Below are 19,370 nucleotides of genomic sequence, written 5' to 3'. Positions count from 1 at the left end.
GCTGCCCTGCGGACGTAGACGTAGTACACGGAAAAACAGGAGACGCGAGACAGAGATGGCCCCGACCGCCGCCACGGCCCCCCTCCTCCGCGATGTCATCGACATCAAGACGTCCATCTCCACGTCCGACTTCGTACTGAAGCTGGCCGAGGCCGTCACGAAGGAGGGCGCTGAACGGGCGCTGCGGGACTACGTCGTCACCGAACGTCTTCTCGAGAACTTCGACGAAGCGCTGAGTCTGATCAAGACCGCACTGGACGGGCAGACGTCGAAGGCCGCGTATCTGCACGGCTCGTTCGGTTCCGGTAAGTCGCACTTCATGGCCGTGCTGCACGCCCTGCTCCGGGGTGACGAGGCCGCACGTGCCCGGACCGACTTCGATCCGGTGCTGGCCAAGCATGAATGGCTGAGCACCGACGGGAAGAAGTTCCTGCTCGTGCCGTACCACATGCTCGGGGCCAAGTCCCTGGAGCAGCGGGTGCTCGGCGGGTACGTCAGCCACGTCAAGGCACTGCATTCCGATGCGCCGACTCCGCAGGTCTACCGGACCGACTCCCTCTTCGCGGACATCCGCGCACTGAGGGATCGTATGGGCGACGACAAGTTCATCGAAGGGCTCGCCGGAGCAGCGTCCGACGAAGACGCCTCCGACACCGACGACGAGTGGGGCGATTCCTTCGCCTGGACCCCGACCCTCCTGAACACCGCTCTCACCGCCGAGGAACTGGACGGCGCCGAGGTCAACCTCAACCTGGTCAACCCGACGACTCCGGCCGAGCTTCGCGCCAAGCTGGTGCACGACGCGAGCACCAGCTGGTTCCCCGGCTTCGCGCAGAACGCCGCCGAGGACGAGCACGGATTCATCTCGCTCGACGCCGGCCTCGCCGTCATCGCCGAGCATGCGAAGTCGCTGAAGTATGACGGGCTCATCCTGTTCATGGACGAGCTGATCCTCTGGCTCGCCAACCGCATCCACGATCAGAAGTTCGTCTCCCGCGAAGCCGACAAGATCACCAACTTCGTGGAGGGCGCCGACTCTCGCCGCGCCATCCCGATCGTGTCGTTCATCGCACGTCAGCGCGATCTGCGGGAGCTGGTCGGCCAGGAGGTCTCCGGAGCAGCCGAGACCGCGATCCAGGACAGCCTGAACCTGGCTTCCGGGCGCTTCGACAAGATCACGCTGGAGGACCGCAACCTCCCACAGATCGCCCACGCCCGTCTCCTGAAGCCCAAGGACGCGGAGGCCGCCGCCAAGCTGGATACGGCCTTCTCGAAGATCAAGCGGGTCGGGCCGCAGGTGTGGGACGTGCTGCTGGGCTCTGACGAGGGGACGACCGGGGCTGACGAGGCGTCGTTCCGGCTGACGTATCCCTTCTCTCCCTCCTTCATGGACACCCTGGTCCACATCTCCTCGGCACTGCAGCGCTCCCGTACCGGTCTGAAGCTGATGGGCCAGCTGCTGGCCGACCATCGCGACGACGCGACGCTGGAACAGCTCATCCCTCTCGGCGACCTCTACCCGGTCATCGCCGACGGCGGTGACCGGCCATTCGTCGACAGTCTCAAGGTGGAGTTCCAGGCTGCGGACAAGCTGTACCGCACCAAGCTGCGGCCCTATCTCCTGGCGATGTACGACGTCACTGAGGAGGACATCGAGCGCTACCGCCACCGTCGCGAGACCGTCACGGAGCAGGGGCTCGTCCAGCGGTGCAAGGCGTTCGTGGGTGACGACCGGCTGATGTGCACGCTCCTGCTGTCCGCGCTGGCGCCCAGCGTGCCTGCGCTGCGGGACCTGACGATCCGGCGGCTCGCGGCCCTCAACCACGGCTCGGTCGTCTCCCCCATCCCCGGGGCGGAGGTCGGGGCGATCAAGTCGAAGATCGACGAGTGGGCATCGCGCTTCGCGGAGATCAAACCCACCGGCACCAAGGCCAACCCCGGCGTGCGGCTCGAGTTGGCCGGCGTGGACGTGGATTCGGTCATCGCGAACGCCAACGTCAACAACAACCGCTCCAATCGCCGCGCCCTCGCCAAGCGACTGCTCGCCGAGGAGCTGGGCATCGACCTCCAGGAGCGACTCACCGCGGACGAGCTGAAGTTCGTCTGGCGTGGTTCGAACCGCACGGTGGAGGTCATCTTCGGCAACATCGCCGACCACGACGACCTGCAGGACCACGACTTCGCCCCCAGCCAGGACGGGCTGTGGCGGATGATCATCGATCTGCCGTACGACGAGGGCGAGTACGGGTGGCGCGAAGACGTCAACCGTATGGCCGAGCTCCGTCGGCTTCCCGGAAATCGGCCACGGACAGTGGGGTGGATTCCCACGCATCTGTCCACCGGCCGCTTCCAGGACTTCCAACGGCTGGTGGTCATCCACTATGCGCTCGCCGACCAGCGGCGCTTCGACACCAGCTACGCGCAGCACCTGAACGCCGACAACCGGGCCCGTGCCAAGGCTCTGCTGGAAGACCAGCGCGAGACGCTGACCAAGACGGTGAAGGCCGCGTTCAAGCAGGCCTATGGTCTTGCGGCCAAGAAGCCCGGCGACGTCATTCCGGACTTCAATGAGCACCTGGAGCCGCTGCCTGACGTGCCAGATCTGCGTGTCTCCATCGGGCAGTCCCTGCATGACGCGGTCAGGCACGTTGCGGGCAAGCTGCTGGCCCATCAGTTCCCCGCGCATCCGGACTTCGACCCCGACGGCACGGGCACCGTCGTCAAACTCTCTGACGCGCGGGCCGTGTTCGGGTTTGTCCGCGCCGCCGCGGAGGCCGGTGACCGGCAGGCCGAGATCCCGGCCAACCAGCGTGCGCTCATGCGGCGCATCGCGGCCCCGCTGGGACTCGGCCAGCAGAAGGAGGCGTACTTCCGGCTCTCGACCCGCTGGCCGGAGCACTTCGCCCTCCAGGCGCGCGGCGAGGCGGGTCCCGGTGACCTGAGTGTCGTCCAGCTCGCCGAGTGGATCGACCGTCCCACGATGATGGGTCTGGAGCCGTTCCTCGCCCACCTGGTCATCGCGTCGTACGCGGAGATGGACGACCGGGTCTGGGTACGGGCCGGTGCGCTGCTCGATCCCTCTCCCGAACTCTCGGCGATCAAGCCGCAGGACGCGCTGCGTTCCCAGCCGCTGCCGGACGAACACGTCTGGGAGGAAGCCGGACGCCGCTACTGGGAAATCTTCGGGGAGGAGCCGCCCAGGCTGCGCCGCGGCCGCATGGTCGGGCAGTTCGCACGGCGGATCACAGAACGGGCCCGCACGTATCAGCCGCACGCGGCCGATCTGGTGGCGCAGTTGGAGAAGCACGCGACGCTGCTCGGCCTGGACGGCACCGACGAGTCCGGCCGGTTGGCGATCGCCCGCCGGGCTCGGGACCTGCTGGACGAGCTGCGCGGGCTGGATCAGGGTGCGGCCGGCGGTTCCGCTGCGGCCAAGCAGGTCATCTCCGCATTCGCCGGCTTCGATCTCGGCGACGTGCCGACGAGCCGCTACGGTGCGTCGATCAAGCAGGCCGAGGCCGTCGCGGCTGCCTTGGCCACCGCGGCTTGGGACATGCTCAAGCTCGCCTCCAACTACGGGCCGCAGGGCGAGGCGGTCCTGGAGGAGTTGCGTGGGGCGGCGCGTGTCGATCAGCGCACCAAGGACCTCAAGGAGGCACTGAAGGAGGCACGGCGGTCCATCGTCGCCGTCATCGAACGCAGCCAGGCGCGCACGGCCGACCCGCGCAGGGCGTACGCCGCGCCCACGCCGACCGAACCTCTCACCAAGCCCGACACGGTCAGCCTGAGCACCGACACCAGTCAACCGCCCGTGCCCTCCACCCACCCTGGCACCGACGGCGGACGACGTGCGGGACGCCGCTCGGGCGGTGGCCGGACCACGGCCTCCCGTGCGCTGGCCGAGTTGAGGGCCGAACTGGATGAACTGGCGGCCGCCGAGCCGGACGTAGAGATCGAGATCAGCTGGCGGGTCGTGGAATGAGCGGAAGGCAGCGGGCGAAGAAGGTGTGGGAGCAGTGAGTACGGCGGCCGTGACCACCACCAGCGCAGTGCGGCTCAACGCCGCGACCATCACCCAGTACCTGGCGTCGCAGCCCGGCCTCAAGCCGGACAAGCGCCGGGTCGTACTGCTGCGTGCCGCGCCTTCCTGGGACGGCCCGGACGAGTTGCCCTGGGGTGAGCAGCGGCGGGCCGTGGTCGCGGCGGCGCCCTCTCCCCTCGGCGTGTACGAGTTGCTCCTTGCGCACCAGAAGCCGTCGGCCACCGGGCCCGATGTGCTGGTGGTGCTCACCGACCGCGAGGAGGCAGAGCTCGGGCCCGATCTGCTGGCCAAGGTGCACCGGCAGCGGGTCAACGCCGTCGACACCTGGGACGTCGTACGGGAGGCGTTCGGTGCCAGCGCCTCCGACCACCGGCTGTTCGAGGAGAACTGGGCTGCCGAGGCGCTGCTGGACGCCGCTCCCCCGCACGGCGGATGGCCGAAGCTGGCGGGTGGTGTGCTGTCGCGGCGCGAGGCGCTGACCTCACTCGCCCTGCGCAGGCTGGGAATCGGCCGATACGACCCGGATGCCGAAACCTCCCGCTCTGTGGCAGGGGTTGGTGACGAACTGGACATCCACACCCTGCTGCGATGGTCTCTCGTGCATGGCAGTCCCGAGCGGCTTCTGGCGCTGCGCGCGCCCGAGCGGGCCGGGCTCGTTCAGTTCCTCGGCGAGGAGGAGCAGGGCGGGCGCGCGGGACAGGCCCTGCTCGCCCTCGTGACGGCGGAACACGGGCCGGACGCCGTCGCGTTCGGGCTGGTCTGCGCGGCGCTGTGGGGGCACGCCGACGCCGTGGCGGACGCGGAGGATTATCGGGCCCGGGGGCGTGCCGAGCGCTGGTTCGGAGAAGAGCCGCCCGCCCAGGGTGAGCACCTGGATGCGCTCGCCGCAGCCTTCGGACGGTCCTGCGAGGAGTTCGTCTCCGCCCTGCTGCTGACAGGATGGTCGGACAGTGACGAAACGGCAGCGGAAGCCCGGCGACTGACTGGCTCTGTGCTCGACCGAGCGGCGGCCCTTGCACGCCAGTTCGGAGCCGAACGGGCTGCGGGGACTAGTCCCGTACTGGCGGCAGGACTTGAAGCGCGCTTCAATGCTGCCGGCGAGGCGCTGTCGAGCGGCGTCCCCGAGCGGATCACACCCGCGGTGAAGGCCCTCAGCAACCACCGGCTCGCCCAGGACCCCGACTACGGCGTCCGTATCGGGCGAGTGCGCATGGCGCAGCGGCTGGCGCGTTGGCTCGCGACCGACCCACCGGTGGAGGCCAGATCGGTGGCGGATGCCATCGCCCGTCACGTCGTCGAGACGGGCTGGGTGGACCTGGCGCTGGAACACATCGAGTCCGGAGGCGATCCCGATCCGGCGCTCCGGTCGGCGTACGACGCTCTGTGTGCGTCGGCGCATGACCGTCGGCGCGAGATCGACCGGCACTTCGCCCAGGTACTTGCTGTTCGGACGGCGACCGACCGTGGTCCCGGCTCGATGCTGGCCGTGGAGACGTTCCTCCCCGAGGTCGTCGCCCCGGTGGTGAAGGCCGGAGAGCGGAGAGTGCTGCTCCTCGTGCTAGACGGGATGAGCGCCGCCATCGCCGCCGAAGTCGGTGAGCAACTACGTGACCACTGGGTCGAGTACGACCCGCTGCCGGGCGCGAAGGACACCCCGAGGCGGCGCGCGATGGCAGCCGCACTCCCCACCGTCACGGCTGTGTCGCGGACCTCGCTCTTCGCCGCGCGACTGATGAAGGGCACGCAGGCCGACGAGAAGAGGCTGGTTCCCGCTCACCGCTTCTGGGGTGGGGAGAACGTGGAGGTTTTCCACAAGGACGATCTGCGCGCCGAGAGCAGCGGTGAACCGTTCGGTCCCGAACTGCACGACGCACTTGTCGGCGACCGTACGCATGTTGCGGTGGTCCTCAACACTGTGGATGACCGGCTGGCTTCCGAGCAGAAACTCGGTGACGGGGCCTGGCGGCTGTCCGACATAGGGGGGCTGCGAGCGCTGCTTCGGTCCGCCGCGGCGCAGGGCAGAGCGGTGATCCTCACCAGCGACCACGGTCACGTCATCGACCGACGGTCGGCGCGGGTGAACTCCGAGGACGTGCGTTCCGCACGGCACCGCGGCACCGGAGGTCCGCTCGCCGAGCAGGAGATCGTGCTGACAGGCCCTCGGGTTCTCGATCCGGAACCGGGGAGCGAGATCGTCGCCCTCTGGGATGCCGACACTCGCTACACCTCTCGCAAGGCTGGCTATCACGGCGGCGCGTCCCTAGCCGAATTCGCCATCCCTGTGCTGGCCTTCCTGCCCTTCGGGGCGAAGCCGCCGAGCGGCTGGCGGGAGCTGGGGAACCAGCAGCCAAGCTGGTGGTCACTGACCCCGCAAGGGGAAAAGCAGACGCCGCGGGTGGCCCATACCGCCGCGGTCTCGGCACCGGTACCGAAGAAGTCGCCCAAGAAGGCCAAGAGCGAGGCGGAACTCGCCAAGAGCCACGAGGCACTGTTCGACGTGACGCTGGCTCCTTCGGGATCCGAGGACGGCGCCCTGTTGTCCGTAGCCCCTGTGCCTCCAGGTGATGCCTTGGTCGACGCTCTCTTGAAGTCCGAGGTCTTCACGGCACAGGTGCAGCTGCTCGCCCGTAAACCGGACCTTGCTCGGGTGGAAAGGGCCGTACATGCTCTGCTGGACGCGGGTGGCACCCTACCCATGACTGCTCTGGCCCAGCGCGTCGGCCTGCCCGCGAACCGGCCGGCGGACGGCTTCGCCGCCGTGCTACGGCAGCTGCTCAATCACGACGGTGTCCAGGTGCTGGAGACGCTGCCGGACGGGCGGACCCTGCGGCTGCACACCGGACTGCTGCGGGACCAGTTCGAGCTGAGTTGAGGAAAACAGTGTCGTCGGGTCCCGGGCGCCCCGGGACCCGACGACCCCACGCGTCAGGTGAGCTGACGCAGCAACCCCGCGAACTGGCGCAGCTCTTCGCTCCGCTGCGCCGACAGCGGCTCCGGGTCGAAGTGCGCGATCTGGTTGCGGATGCTGCGCACCCGGTCGAGCTGGTGCACGAACTGGACGCGGTTCACCCCGGTCCAGCCCAGGGTCTGCCAGTTCTGGTCGGCCGCGGCGCACAGCGCCTCTTTGCGATGTCCCTGCTTGTTGCGCTGATCTCCGTCGAGCAGCATGACGTACTGGCCGAACATGAGGTCCGCGATCTTTCCCGTCTTCCTGTCGTTGTGCTGCACGGCACGGATGGCGTCCTCGCTCATCTTCGCGCCGAGACACTTGCGGAGCCGGAATTCGATCTCGCCCACGACGAAGAACGGCCATGCGGTCGCGTCGAAGCGCTGGGTGATGTCCGCAGCGGTGACGATGCCACTGATGCGCCCGTTGTGAGCCCGGACCAGCACGTATCCGTGCTCGCAAACATTGGAGAGCATGGCGAAGAAGTCGTCGTGTGCGTGCGCGACCGGCGGGTCCTCCACGATCGCATTGGCCAGTGCCGCTTCCGCTCCGGTGGCGTACATCTTGGCCACCGAGCGCCAGGTGACAACACCGGCCACCGTGTACTGGTCCTCCAGGACCGGGACCTGGGCGTAGTTCTTCGTGTGCATGATGTACGTCGCCTCGGTGAGGTCCGAGGCAGGCGTGACCGAGTCGACTCCGGCGTGTGCGCACGGCAGGTCGCCGATCCGGAAGGGCTGCTGTGGCATGGCACCGGGCAGCAACCCCGCCTCATCCTCCTGCTCCCCGTCCGTTCCGTCGCTCTGGTCCCCTGTCGCGGATTCCTGGGCAACGATGTGGATCTCGGACTGACTGCTGCAGGTCGCGAAATACGGCAGGGTCGCCAGACCGACGTCCTTCAGCTTCTGCTCGATGTGCAGGATGGCCTGGTCGTTGCGGAACCGGGTGTTGAAACAAGTCAGGAGTTCCACAAGAGGAACGCGTCGGCCTTTGAATGCCAGCAGTTCTTCGTCGGAGGGTGTCCGGAGCACGGCCGCGTCACCCGGCCTTCACGTCGCGGAAGACGGTGCGCTTGCCCATGGCCGACATGACCAGCTCCAGCAGCTGCTTGGATCTGTTCTCGTAGAACCGCTCGAAATCGCCCGCGTGCAGCGCGGCAGGGTCGATCAGATGAGTACCGATGACGTCGTCGAACCATTCGGGACGCATTCCCGACTCGAGTGCGAGCGTCTTGAGGTAGCCGGCGGGCGATCCGGTCATGCTCTTGCTGGCCCGCAGCGACAGGGGTGTCTTGTTGATGATCGAATTCGCCCTGTTGCTGTAGGCCCGGTCGTTCTTGTCGATCCACGCCTTGGGGAAGATCTGGCGCACCTCCACGCTGTACTCGGCGAGGCGCGCGGCGTTCAGAGGTGCTTCCGTGAAGTACCAGTCCACCGCCCCCTGCTTGACCAGGAGGGCGTAAACCCCCTTGTACGCGGCGCTGTTGCGGGTACTGAGGGTGTCCAGCCTGTCGTCCAGGAAGGCGGCCTCAGCGATGGTGTCGGGAACTACTTCGGTGTTCCCCTGCAAGCGTTCGACGAGTTGCTCGACGTCGCGGGTGAAGCGGCTTTCCGTAGAACCGCCGTACATCTCTCCGAGCACACCGCACCAATACCACTGAGTGAACAGTTCGTCGGCTGCTACTGTCTCGGTCTCCTCGCCCAGGATCGTCCGTACGGCGGCCAGCGGTACGAGCTGGGTTCGGTACGGCAGGTCGGGGGCGCGCACAATGCACTGCCGCTCCAAGAAGGCCCCCACCCACTCGAAGGCCTCGGCCACGCGCGGAGCGAGCAGACTGAAGTCGGCGAGCGGCAGTTCCAGCAGGTCACGACGCTTGCAGGAGACCGCGGCGCGCGGCTCCTGGCGCTTGCGCTCCCAAGTTCGGACGAGCGCCACGGCCTGGAGGAAGTCACTGCTGCTGAGCCCGTCCTCGACGCCGGCTTCCATGCGCCCGAACACGGGGTATGACGAGGTCAGGCCCTTCTTGATGTCCAGCCAGACATCGGGGAGCTTGTAGTAGTCGCCGTGCTGGGCCACGTACTCCTGATTGCCCGCGTAGGTGGCCGTCAGCAGTTCGAAGACGTTGAGCGGCACACCACCGGTGTTCACCCGCTCGAACACGGCACAGACCGCGTCCATGGTCGTAGAGGCCGCGAGCTTGATCATCGGCACCTGGAACGACTGCATGCGGTTGAGCACGTGCATCTGGAACTGTCCCCACAGCCCCCAGTTCGTGACGTCGACCTTCACGTACTCCTGGTGCCAGTCATTCACTCGCTCGGTATCGAACACGAAGTGGAGGGGGAAATAGCCTGCCGCGCACTCACCTTCGACAGAGCTCAGGTCGACAAGGTCCCTGCGGTTGAAGCCGGTCTTGAGGATCTTGTCCTCAGGCACGGACACGATGGCCTCGTCGCGTTCGGCCGGTGGCCCGATGGCCTTGGCGATGTCGACGTAGTACCAGCGCCTCAGTTCCTTGCCGCGAGCATCCACCGTCTCCACCGGGCGATCCCGGTGCAGAGCCTGGAAGAGGGAGGTCAACCGTTGCTGGCCGTCGAGCAGTAGGAGATCAGGCACCCGGCCCTCCGCGTCCTCGGCACCCTTGAGTGTCCGGGTGCGGAACAGTGAGGTGCCATTGGTCTGCAACGCCATCACCACCCCGAGCGGATAGTCGAGTGTCACCGTCGCGATGAGTGCCCTGATGCGCTCGTCGTCCCACTTCCACTCACGTTGGAAGTCGGGGAGCTGTAAGGCGCCGGAAGCGACGTCCGCAAGGGCGTCGCTGAGTTTCAGACTGTCGAGTGCCACGCTGTGTCTTTCCGTCTGGGACCGAACGCTGCGCCACCGCCTCTCCCGACGGTGAACATGCCATTGCACCAAGGGGGTTGTCGGCAGTCAAGGCGTTCACCGATCCCGCTATCATGCGCCAGCAACAGCGCTCCGGAGCCGCCCGGAATGTCCATTCGCGCTACGGTCCAAACGCACTAGGGTGCCGCCCTTTTCGCCCTGCACCTCGTGGTCTCAAGCCGATGGGAGACTGTCGGGGTGAGTACAGACAGCCCTGGCCGAAACGGACCCGTCAGTGCCGCGCGGCGCCGTGACGTGATCGATGCGCTGCGCCGAGGAGCCGTCCCTGAGAGCGGGCTCGACCTGCTGGCCACCGGCCTGAACCGCTACGAAAGCGCCCTGGACGCTGAGCTAGACGCCGTGGCGTCGGGCGCGTCGGTATTCAAGGCCGTGCGCGGCGAGTACGGGTCGGGCAAGACCTTCTTCGCACGGTGGCTCGGGGAGCGGGCCAAGCGGCGCAATTTCGCCGTCGCCGAGATCCAGGTCTCGGAGACCGAGACTCCGCTGCACAAGCTGGAGACCGTCTACCGCCGCCTCACCGAGCGGCTGACCACGCCCGGTTTTCCCCCGAGCGCGCTTCGGCCCGTTGTTGACGCCTGGTTCTACGCCCTTGAAGAGGACTCCCTCGCCGCAGGTGCGTCCGAGGAGGACCTGCCCGCAGAGGTGGAGCGGCTGATGACCGCCCGACTTACCGAGGTGTCCCGGCACGCCCCGTCGTTCGCGACGGCGCTGCGGGGTTACCGTACGGCCCTCGAGTCGGGCGACGAGGCCACCGCCTCGGCAGTCATGGCGTGGCTGGGGGGGCAGCCGCATGTGGCCGCGGCGGCCCGTAGGTCCGCCGGGGTGCGCGGCGACCTCGACCATTTCGGCGCTCTCGGGTTCCTGCAGGGACTGCTCACGGTGCTGCGTGACTCCGGGCACGCGGGCCTGTTCGTTGTGCTGGACGAGGTGGAAACCCTGCAACGGGTTCGGTCCGATGCCCGTGACAAGGCGCTGAACGCGCTGCGCCAGCTCATCGACGAGGTGCACTCCGGACGCTTCCCCGGCCTCTATCTGCTGATCACCGGAACGCCGGCGTTCTACGACGGCCGACAGGGCGTGCAACGTCTGGCTCCGCTGGCCCAGCGGCTGGCAACCGACTTCACCACCGATCCGCGCTTCGACAACCCTCGTGCCGTGCAGCTCAGGCTGCCGGGCTTCACACTGGACTCGCTGGTCGGTCTCGGGCTGACCATCAGGGACCTGTATGCATCGGGATCTTCAGCGGCCGAGCGAGTCCGGGAGATCACCGACGACGCATATGTCGCCGACCTGGCCAAGGCCGTCGGTGGGGCGCTGGGAGGCAAGGTGGGGGTAGCGCCTCGTCTGTTCCTCAAGAAGCTCGTCGGCGACGTCCTGGACCGTGTGGAGCAGTTCGAGGACTTCGATCCGCGCAAGCACTACGCGCTCACGGTGAACGCCTCGGAGCTGACCGAGGTCGAGCGCAACGCCGCGGCGGTTGACAGTGCCGATGACGTCGAACTGGACCTCCCGTGAGCGACATGGCACCCGACCCGATGGACCTGCTTCACCCGGGGTTGGTCCACCACGTCGTGAACACCCTGGGGTGGCCCCGCCTGCGGCCCCTCCAGGAAGAGGCGATCACCCCCCTGACAGACGGGTCGGACGCCGTGCTGATCGCCCCCACCGCGGGGGGGAAGACCGAGGCCGCGTGTTTCCCCTTGCTGTCCCGGATGACGCAGGAGAAATGGGACGGTACCTCAGTCCTCTACGTATGTCCGCTGAAAGCGCTGCTCAACAACCTGTTGCCCCGGCTGGAGACATACACCTCCTGGCTCGGGCGTACAGCCGCGCTCTGGCACGGCGACGTCACGCACTCCCGCCGCAAGCGCATCCTGCGCGAACGGCCGGATGTGCTACTGACCACTCCCGAGTCCCTGGAGGCCATGCTGGTCAGCGCGAACGTCGACCACCGGGCGTTCTTCTCCGGGCTGCGGGCGATCGTCGTCGACGAGGTGCACGCTTTCGCGGGCGACGACCGGGGATGGCATCTACTGGCTGTGCTGGAACGGCTGGAGCGGGTAGCCAGGCGTCCGGTGCAGCGGGTCGGCTTGTCCGCGACCGTGGGTAACCCGGAGGAGTTGCTCACCTGGTTGCAGGGAGCAAAGGCCGGGCAGCACACAGCGCATGTCGTCGCCCCACACCTGAAGGAGAAGGTCCAGAAGCTGCCCCCGCCCGGAGATGTCCAGCTCGACTACGTGGGGTCCTTGGCCAATGCCGCGACGGTGATCGCGGCACTGCACCGGGGCGAGAAGCGGCTGGTCTTCTGCGAATCACGCAAGCAGGTCGAGGAACTCGGCGCGGCGTTGCGAGCGAAGGGCTTGACCACTTTTCTGTCCCACGCATCGCTGTCCGCAGACGAGCGGCGGCGGGCGGAGGAAGCTTTCGCGGAGGCTCGTGACTGTGTGATCGTCTCCACCAGCACCCTGGAACTGGGCATCGATGTCGGCGACCTCGACCGGGTCGTCCAGATCGATGCGCCAAGCACCGTCGCCTCATTCCTACAGCGACTGGGCCGCACCGGTCGACGACCCGGATCCAGCCGCAACTGCCTGCTCCTCGCCACCGACGACGCCGGCCTCCTGTCCGCAGCGGCACTTCTACTGCTCTGGTCGCGTGGCTGGGTGGAGCCGGTCATTGCTCCTCCCGAGCCCCGGCACATCGCCGCGCAACAGGTGCTGGCACTCTGCCTCCAGGAGCACCGGGTCGGTGACCGGTTGTGGCAGGAGTGGTGGGGAGGCCTCGGTCCGTTCGGCCCTTCCGCCGAGCCGATCGTGCGCCACCTGGTCGACGAGGGCTATCTGGACCGGGACGGCGAACTGCTGTTCATCGGTCCAGAGGCCGAAAAGCGGTTCGGCTACCGGCACTTCATGGACCTCACCGCGGTCTTCACCGCCGCTCCGGAGTTCACTGTGCTGTCAGGCCGCACCGAGATCGGCACCACAGACCCCGTGCTACTCACGGACGAGGTCGTCGGCCCGCGCCGACTTCTGCTCGCCGGACGCAGCTGGCAGGTGACGTACATCGACTGGTCGCGCCGCCGCTGCTTCGTCGAGCCTGTGGAGAGTGGCGGGCGGGCCCGCTGGGGCGGCGTCGGCCTGACCCGCACCGCGTCGTACGAGCTGACACAGGCGGCCCGCGAAATCCTGCTCGGTGCCACCCCGCCGGTCAGGCTCACCCGCCGTGCCGATAGCGCCCTCGCTCGCGTGCGCGATGAGAGCGCTGAGTTGGTGCACCGCGACGGCACGATCATCATGCGGGGAGGCCAGGACACGAACGTGCGGTGGTGGACGTGGGCGGGCTATCGCACCAACGCCACCCTGGCCGCGACCCTCTCAAGCGTCGCCGACCCCTTGCAGCGTCCTACGGACACCTATGTCCGGCTGCGCGAGGACATCACCCCCCAAGAATGGAGAAAGGCCACCGCACACGCCACCGACCACTTGTGCCTCCCGGCGGTGGATCCCCGTGCGCTGGCAGGACTGAAGTTCAGCGTGGCTCTTCCGCCGCGCCTCGCCGAGGCGACGCTCGCAGCCCGGCTGGCCGACCTGGACGGTGCGACAGCCTTGCTCCGGGGGGCTGCCAGGTTCACGATCAGATGATGGAAACGTGGACGCTTGCGCGCGAACTGCGGATAGAAGCGGGAAGTCCCCGAACACGCAAAAAAGACCCCCGCCCAGGCCACAAGACCAGGTCAGAGCCGAGATGGCAGACGAGTCGGGCTATACGCCGGGTTCTGTCACCCAACCGCCTCGCGGCGACCGGGGCGACGGCCATCCATCTAGGACCGGCGTTGCCACCGGCCTCGTGCGGTCTACCCGGGGACTCGGGCGGGCAGCCCTCGAACGTCCTCGCAGAGCCGCTTTTTACGGCGGCTCCTTTTGACCTTGCTCCGGGTGGGGTTTACCTAGCCGCCTGAGTCACCTCAAGCGCTGGTGGTCTCTTACACCACCGTTTCACCCTTACCGAGGACCGAGGTCCCCGGCGGTTTGTTTTCTGTGGCACTGTCCCGCGGGTCACCCCGGGTGGCCGTTAGCCACCACCCTGCCCTGTGGAGCCCGGACGTTCCTCGGGAAGGCCCCGTCAAGGGGACTCCACGCGGCCGTCCGCCCGGCTCGTCTGCCGTGTCGACCATGTTACCGGGCCCCCGTCCTTCGCTGGACCGGCCGCTGTCGCCAGTACCGAGCCCGCCAGGATCAAGGTGAAGGCCAACCCCATCCCCGGCGTCAGTTCCTCGCCCAGGAACAGCGCGCCCGCCGCCACCGCCACCGCCGGGTTGACGTATGTGATCACCGTCGACCTCGTCGGGCCCACCTCCTTGATCAGCTCCAGGAACGCGACGAACGCCACCGCCGTGCAGATCACCCCCAGGCCCGCCAGCGCCAGCACCACCGACGTCGAGGGCATCGCCGACGGCCAGGTCATCGCGGCCGGCGTTGCGTACACCAGTGCCGCCAGGCCCAGGCAGGACGCCGTGAGCTGCAAGGACGGGACATTCCGAAGGTGCCTCGCCGCTATCAGCGGGGCCGTCGCGTAGCCGACCACCGTGACCAGTACCTCCGCCAGTGACCTCGCGTCCCCTCCCGTCAGGTGCGGGATCGTCAGGACTGCCACCCCCGCCAGGCCCAGCCCCAGGCCCGTCACCCGCCTCGCGCCCAGCCTCTCCGTGTCCCCGAAGAAGCGGGCCAGTGTCACCCCCACGATCGGTACCCCGGCTATCAGCAGACCCGCCGTCGAGCTGGACAGGTGCCGTTCCGCGTCCGTGAGCGTGAACCACGGGCCGATGATCTCTATGCACGCGAACGCCAGCATCGGCTTCCAGGACTGCCGGACGGTCCGCGCGAGGCCCCTCGCCGCGAACGGCAGCAACAGCACCGCGCCCAGCGCGCAGCGCGTGAACACCACGAGGGACGGGGACAGCGGGGCCTCCACCGCCACCTTGATCATCAGGTAGGGGATGCCCCAGACCACTCCCATCAGGGAGAACAGGAACCAGCCGCGTGCAGTCATGCGCACACCTTCGGCCAGGTCAGGGCCCGCCGTCTTGAACGCTGTTGCGGTACGCCGCCGGGGTCACGCCCAGGACGCGGCGGAACCAGCGGGTGAGGTGGGCCTGGTCCGCGAAGCCGACGAGCGATGCCGCATCTGCGGGGCGGATGCCCGAGTCCAGCAGGTGGCGGGCGCGGTGCACCCGGTGCTGGGCCAGCCAGGCATACGGCGGTATCCCCATCGTCGTACGGAAGGCGCGCAACAACTGATAGCGGGACAGGCTCAGCTCCGTGGCCAGGTCGGCCAGGGACGGGGGGTCCAGGAGTTCGTCGGCCAGGCGGTCTCGTACGAGAAGAGCCAGGCGGTCCGCGCCACGGATCGTGTCCGGTGCGGCCCGGGCCGTGGAGTGGCGGCGGGCCAGGGTTGTGAGCAGCCAGGGGAGGCGGGACTCGGCCTCCAGGGGGTCGGGGTGGGCGCTCAGTTGCCGGTGGGTGGCGTGGAGGGCGGCGGCCAGTTCGGGGTCGTCTATCAGCGGCTCGCGGAAGTGCGGCAGGGCCGGTCCCAGCGTGCCGTCCGTGAGCAGCAACGTTTGCGCGTAGAGGGCTCGGTAGGCGTAGCCGTCCGTCGCGTTGCCCGGGCCGCCTGTGTGCACCTCTCCCGGCGCCAGTACGACGATGGAGCCCGGGCCCGTGCGGATGTGGCCGCCCCGGTAGTCGATGATCTCCGAGCCGCCTACGCAGACGCCGACCGTGAACTCGTCGTGGGCGTGGGGGGCGTAGACGTGCTTGTCGAAGCGGGCCGTCAGAAGGTCCAGGCGCGGCCCGCACCGGCCCAGCCTCGCCCTGGTCCACAGTGCCTGCTCCACACGCCGTCCCCTGTCCGTCGTCCTCAGGGTGCAACGCCGGGGTGCTCAGAGAAAGTCCGTTGTCTCAAGGTCGAAGGAGAACGGTTCGGGGAGCGCGAGCGGTTTCCCGAAGGCCACGGAGCCCAGTTTCCGGTAGTCGTCCCCCTCCGGGTCGCTGAACAGGGTGACCTGTGAGACGTCACGGTCTACGAGCAGGTAGAGGGGGACTCCTCCGCGGGCGTAGCAGCGACGCTTGGTCTCACGGTCGTTTCTGGGCTTGGTTGACGTCACTTCCAGCACCATGGCGACGCCGTCGCATGGCATCCAGGGGTCAGCGCCCCGGTAGAGGTCGCGTTGAGCAGGAGCGAATGTGCCGTCGGGGATCACATGGTCGTTCGGGCAGCCATCCGCCTTCTCCAGCTTCAGTCCCTTGTTTCCAGAGAAGTCCATATCGGTCCGCGGCTGTCTGAGCACCTGCTTCGCGATCCGGCTGATGTAGTGCTCGTGGTCCCCGTCCGGCGGCGGTGTCACGACGATCTCCCCCTCGATCAGTTCCGCCCGGAAACCCTCCGGAGCCTCCAGGGCGAGAAACCACTCCAGCAGGAGCTCCTGCGTGATCGGTTCGTGTGCCACGGCAGTCATGTCACGCCCCTCCTTCGGTCGCTCGCCAGCCTGGGACATCGGATGATCACCTGTCCGAGAGATCGGAAACCGTTCCCTCGATCGTGGCACACGATCGCGGTCACCGTCAGGCACGCCGACCCCGCCCCTTGACCCTCACGCAACGTCAACGTCTCTACTGATCCCATGCGGATCGGAGAACTCGCCGCCGCCGTCGGCGTCACCACGCGGACCGTGCGGCATTACCACCATCAGGGGCTGCTGCCGGAGCCGGAGCGGCTCGGCAACGGGTATCGGGACTACACGCTGCGGCACGCCGTCGTGCTCGCGCGGATTCGGCGGCTGACGGAGTTGGGGCTGGGCCTCGCCGAGGTGCGGGACGTGCTCGCGGACGACACGAAGAAGGAGCTGAGGGAGATCCTCGCCGAGCTGGACGAGGACCTCGCCCGGCAGGAGGCCGCCCTCCGTGAGCGGCGGCAGCGGTTGCGGGATCTGCTGGACGCTGCGGAACTGCCCGCCGAGGGGCCCGTCTCGCCCGAACTCGCCGCTCTGTTCAGCGCGATGGCACCGCTGTCCGACTCCCCCATGGCCGCCAAGGATCGCGAGGTCCTCGCGCTGATCGAGACCGCCGCGAACCCGGCGGAACGGGAGCGACTGCTCGGCGCCGTCAGCTCCGCGCTCGGGTCCCCCGAGGCCGTCGGCGCGGCCAACGAGGCGTACGCGCTGCTCGACGACCTCGCCGACGCGACGCCGGACGATCCCCGGGTCGCCGAGGCGGCCCGTACGCTCGCCGCCCTCATCCCGCCGGGACTGCTGCCCTCTACCGACATCGACGAGGACCACAGCTTCCTGCGCGCCTTCTACGCCGACTTCGCCCCGGCCCAGGCGGAGGCCATCCGCCGCGCCCTGCGCATCCTCATGGGGGACACATGAGAACGGCCCTCCTCGCACTCGTGCGGCACGAACTCCGGCTGCTCGTCAGCCTCGTCCTCTGGGTCGGTCGGCGGAGCCACCGGAGCGGCCGCGGGCGGGCGTTCCCCTACGCCCGTGGGGAAGGGCCGTTGATGTTCGGCTTCGCCTTCGTGTGCGTCATCGAATCGGTGACGATGGCCGTGCTGCTCCGGGACTTCCCGGCCGTGCACCGGGTCGTGCTCGCGCTCGACGTCTACACCGTCGTGCTCGTCGTCGGGATGCACGCGGCGAACGTCGTACGACCGCACGTGCTGGACGGCGACGAACTGCGCGTCCGTCGCGCCGCGCACGTCGATCTGCGGATACCGCTCGCCCATGTCGCCGCCGTACGACGGGAGTTGCGCACCACCCACCACCGCGCCGACGGTGAACTCGACCTCGCCGTCGGCGCGCGGACCACCCTCACCCTCGAACTGGCGCAGCCCGTCGACCACTTCACCTTCCTCGGGCGGCGCAGGCCGGTTCGTCTCGTCCGCCTGCACGCCGACGAACCCGGCGAGTTCTTACAGACGATCACGCAGGCGCGAAGCGCACCTTGGCCGGGCGAGAAGGATCTGCCTGTGTGAGGCGGACCCGCAGTCGCTCCCCGAGCGGCAGCGGTCCGGGGCCCTCGATCCGGCCGATGACCGCCGGGGACTCCAACTGGACGGTCCCCACGGCCGGTTTGCGCTCCTCGACCTCCACCACGCAGCCGTCGAACACCTCCCCCACCCGGTCCTTGAGCAGCGCCGCCTCGACGATGTCCACGCTCCCCCGTTCCACCGCGCCCGCGCGTCGGCCGCCCTCGGCCATCTCGCGCGGCAACGCGTCGAAAGCGGCCAGTACCCAGTCGGGGACCGGAGTGCCCGCGACCGCCGCCAGGCAGGTCTCCGACGCGTAGCGGTCGGCCAGGCGGCGCAGGGGGGCCGTGCAGTGGGCGTACGGTGCCGCCACCGCCGAGTGGGTGGTGATGTCCGGGAGGACGCCGTCGCGGAAGACCGTGTAGCCCGCGCCGCGCAGCAGGGTCGTGCACTCCTGGAGGAAGGCCGCGTGGTGCGGGACGTGCGGGTCCAGGGACCGGACCAGCGCCGCGTACGACACATGGTGCGGCCAGTCGATGTGCAGGGCGTGGGCGGTGCGGCGCAGGCGGCCGACCGCGCCGTCGGGGGCGGCGGGGAGAGTGCGCAGTACGCCGGTGCCGTGGGCAAGCATCAGGTCGGCGGCGGCCATGCCCGTGAGCAGGGAGATCTGGGCGTTCCAGCCGTCGGCGGGCACCCCTGCGCGGTACGTCAGTTCGTACGTGCCGTCCCGCTCCACGATCTCCTGCTCGGGGACCTTCAACGAGATTCCGCCCCGCTCCACCTCCAGCCGCTCCCGCAGCTCGCCGATCTCCTTCAGCAGGGCCAGCGGTTCCTCGGCTGTCCCCGAGTCGATCTCCTTCTGCACGCTCTCGTAGTCCAGCTTGGCCCGGCTGCGGACCAGGGCGCGGCGGACGTCGACGGAGGAAGTGCGACCCTCGGCGTCCAGGTCGATCGTCCAGAGGGCGGCCGGGCGCACCTGGTCCGGCAGCAGGCTCGCCGCGCCTTCGCTGAGGACGGCCGGGTGCAGGGGGACCTTCTCGTCCGGGAAGTACAGCGTCATCACGCGGCGGTGCGTCTCCGCGTCGAGCGCCGATCCGGGTACGACGAAGGCGGCGACGTCCGCGATGGCGTACCGGACGCGGTAGCCGCCGTCCCGGCGGGCGAGGTGCATCGCCTGGTCGAGGTCGGTGGAGGTGGGCGGGTCGATGGTGAACAGGGGGATGTCGGTGGCGTCGTACGCCGGGAGGACGGGTGGCCGTTCGGCCTCCGTCACCGCCTGGGGCGGATAGGCGTCCGACACGCCCAGTTCGGTGCGCAGTGCGGTGAGGGCGGCCCGGAGGGGGGCTTCTGGGGCGCCGGTCACGCGGATGTGGCGGCGAGGCATACAGCGAGGGTAAGCACATCGGGGCCCGTACGCTGTCCGGGAGCTCTACAGAAGGAGATCCACCC

11 protein-coding genes, 1 other RNA gene and 1 pseudogene are annotated in these 19,370 nt (G+C 68.5%); 6 read left to right on the top strand and 7 right to left on the bottom strand.

All coding sequences use genetic code 11. The features are described 5' to 3' along the window. Positions 1–55 precede the first annotated feature (55 nt). Positions 56–3,982 carry a BREX-2 system ATPase PglY gene (pglY, locus tag ABKA17_RS26730; protein WP_353694774.1) on the top strand — a complete coding sequence of 1,309 codons (3,927 nt, stop codon included), beginning with the start codon at positions 56–58 and terminating at the stop codon, positions 3,980–3,982. 34 nt (positions 3,983–4,016) lie between these two features. Next, positions 4,017–6,914: a BREX-2 system phosphatase PglZ gene (gene pglZ / locus ABKA17_RS26725; protein WP_502994383.1), complete on the top strand. Its 2,898-nt coding sequence runs from the start codon at positions 4,017–4,019 to the stop codon at positions 6,912–6,914. Positions 6,915–6,967: 53 nt separating this feature from the next. On the opposite strand, the gene ABKA17_RS26720 is transcribed toward pglZ, so the two are convergent. After that, the gene (locus ABKA17_RS26720) at positions 6,968–7,960 is read right to left on the bottom strand and encodes a CBS domain-containing protein (RefSeq protein WP_353694772.1); all 993 of its coding nucleotides are present in this window, start codon (positions 7,958–7,960) and stop codon (positions 6,968–6,970) included. 67 nt (positions 7,961–8,027) lie between these two features. Continuing rightward, entirely contained in the window at positions 8,028–9,836 is a 1,809-nt protein-coding gene (locus tag ABKA17_RS26715; RefSeq protein ID WP_353694771.1) for a GmrSD restriction endonuclease domain-containing protein, read from the bottom strand. A gap of 237 nt (positions 9,837–10,073) precedes the next feature. Here ABKA17_RS26715 and brxD point away from each other — a divergent pair, with 237 nt between their 5' ends. Beyond that, positions 10,074–11,411 (top strand): BREX system ATP-binding protein BrxD, encoded by a 1,338-nt coding sequence (gene brxD, locus ABKA17_RS26710; protein WP_353694770.1) that lies wholly within the window; start codon positions 10,074–10,076, stop codon positions 11,409–11,411. Between the two features lie 5 nt (positions 11,412–11,416). Beyond that, the gene (locus tag ABKA17_RS26705) at positions 11,417–13,537 is read left to right on the top strand and encodes a DEAD/DEAH box helicase (protein WP_353694769.1); all 2,121 of its coding nucleotides are present in this window, start codon (positions 11,417–11,419) and stop codon (positions 13,535–13,537) included. Between the two features lie 107 nt (positions 13,538–13,644). On the opposite strand, the gene rnpB is transcribed toward ABKA17_RS26705, so the two are convergent. From rnpB to ABKA17_RS26685, 4 genes and pseudogenes are all read right to left on the bottom strand, one after another. Next, an RNA gene (rnpB, locus tag ABKA17_RS26700) (RNase P RNA component class A) lies at positions 13,645–14,053 on the bottom strand. Between the two features lie 115 nt (positions 14,054–14,168). Then, positions 14,169–14,882: pseudogene (locus ABKA17_RS26695) on the bottom strand (DMT family transporter); the annotation flags it as partial. Positions 14,883–14,964: 82 nt separating this feature from the next. After that, on the bottom strand, positions 14,965–15,789 hold the full coding sequence (locus ABKA17_RS26690; RefSeq protein ID WP_353694768.1) for a helix-turn-helix domain-containing protein: 825 nt from the start codon (positions 15,787–15,789) through the stop codon (positions 14,965–14,967). A gap of 45 nt (positions 15,790–15,834) precedes the next feature. Further along, entirely contained in the window at positions 15,835–16,410 is a 576-nt protein-coding gene (locus ABKA17_RS26685; RefSeq protein ID WP_353694767.1) for a Uma2 family endonuclease, read from the bottom strand. Between the two features lie 165 nt (positions 16,411–16,575). Here ABKA17_RS26685 and ABKA17_RS26680 point away from each other — a divergent pair, with 165 nt between their 5' ends. Further along, complete coding sequence (locus tag ABKA17_RS26680) at positions 16,576–17,322, top strand: MerR family transcriptional regulator (RefSeq protein WP_353694766.1); 747 nt, start codon at positions 16,576–16,578, stop codon at positions 17,320–17,322. Beyond that, positions 17,319–17,927, top strand: a complete 609-nt coding sequence (locus ABKA17_RS26675; RefSeq protein WP_353694765.1) for a hypothetical protein — start codon at positions 17,319–17,321, stop codon at positions 17,925–17,927. Before ABKA17_RS26680 ends, ABKA17_RS26675 begins: the two co-directional genes overlap by 4 nt. On the opposite strand, the gene ABKA17_RS26670 is transcribed toward ABKA17_RS26675, so the two are convergent. After that, on the bottom strand, positions 17,875–19,305 hold the full coding sequence (locus ABKA17_RS26670; RefSeq protein WP_353694764.1) for an RNB domain-containing ribonuclease: 1,431 nt from the start codon (positions 19,303–19,305) through the stop codon (positions 17,875–17,877). The two genes, ABKA17_RS26675 and ABKA17_RS26670, sit on opposite strands and share 53 nt — an antisense overlap. Positions 19,306–19,370: the final 65 nt, after the last annotated feature.

The sequence above is a fragment of the Streptomyces sp. RG80 genome (genome assembly GCF_040446465.1).
Taxonomy (GTDB): domain Bacteria; phylum Actinomycetota; class Actinomycetes; order Streptomycetales; family Streptomycetaceae; genus Streptomyces.
Note: the sequence above shows the minus strand (reverse complement) of the source record. Positions and strands in the feature narration are given on the sequence as shown.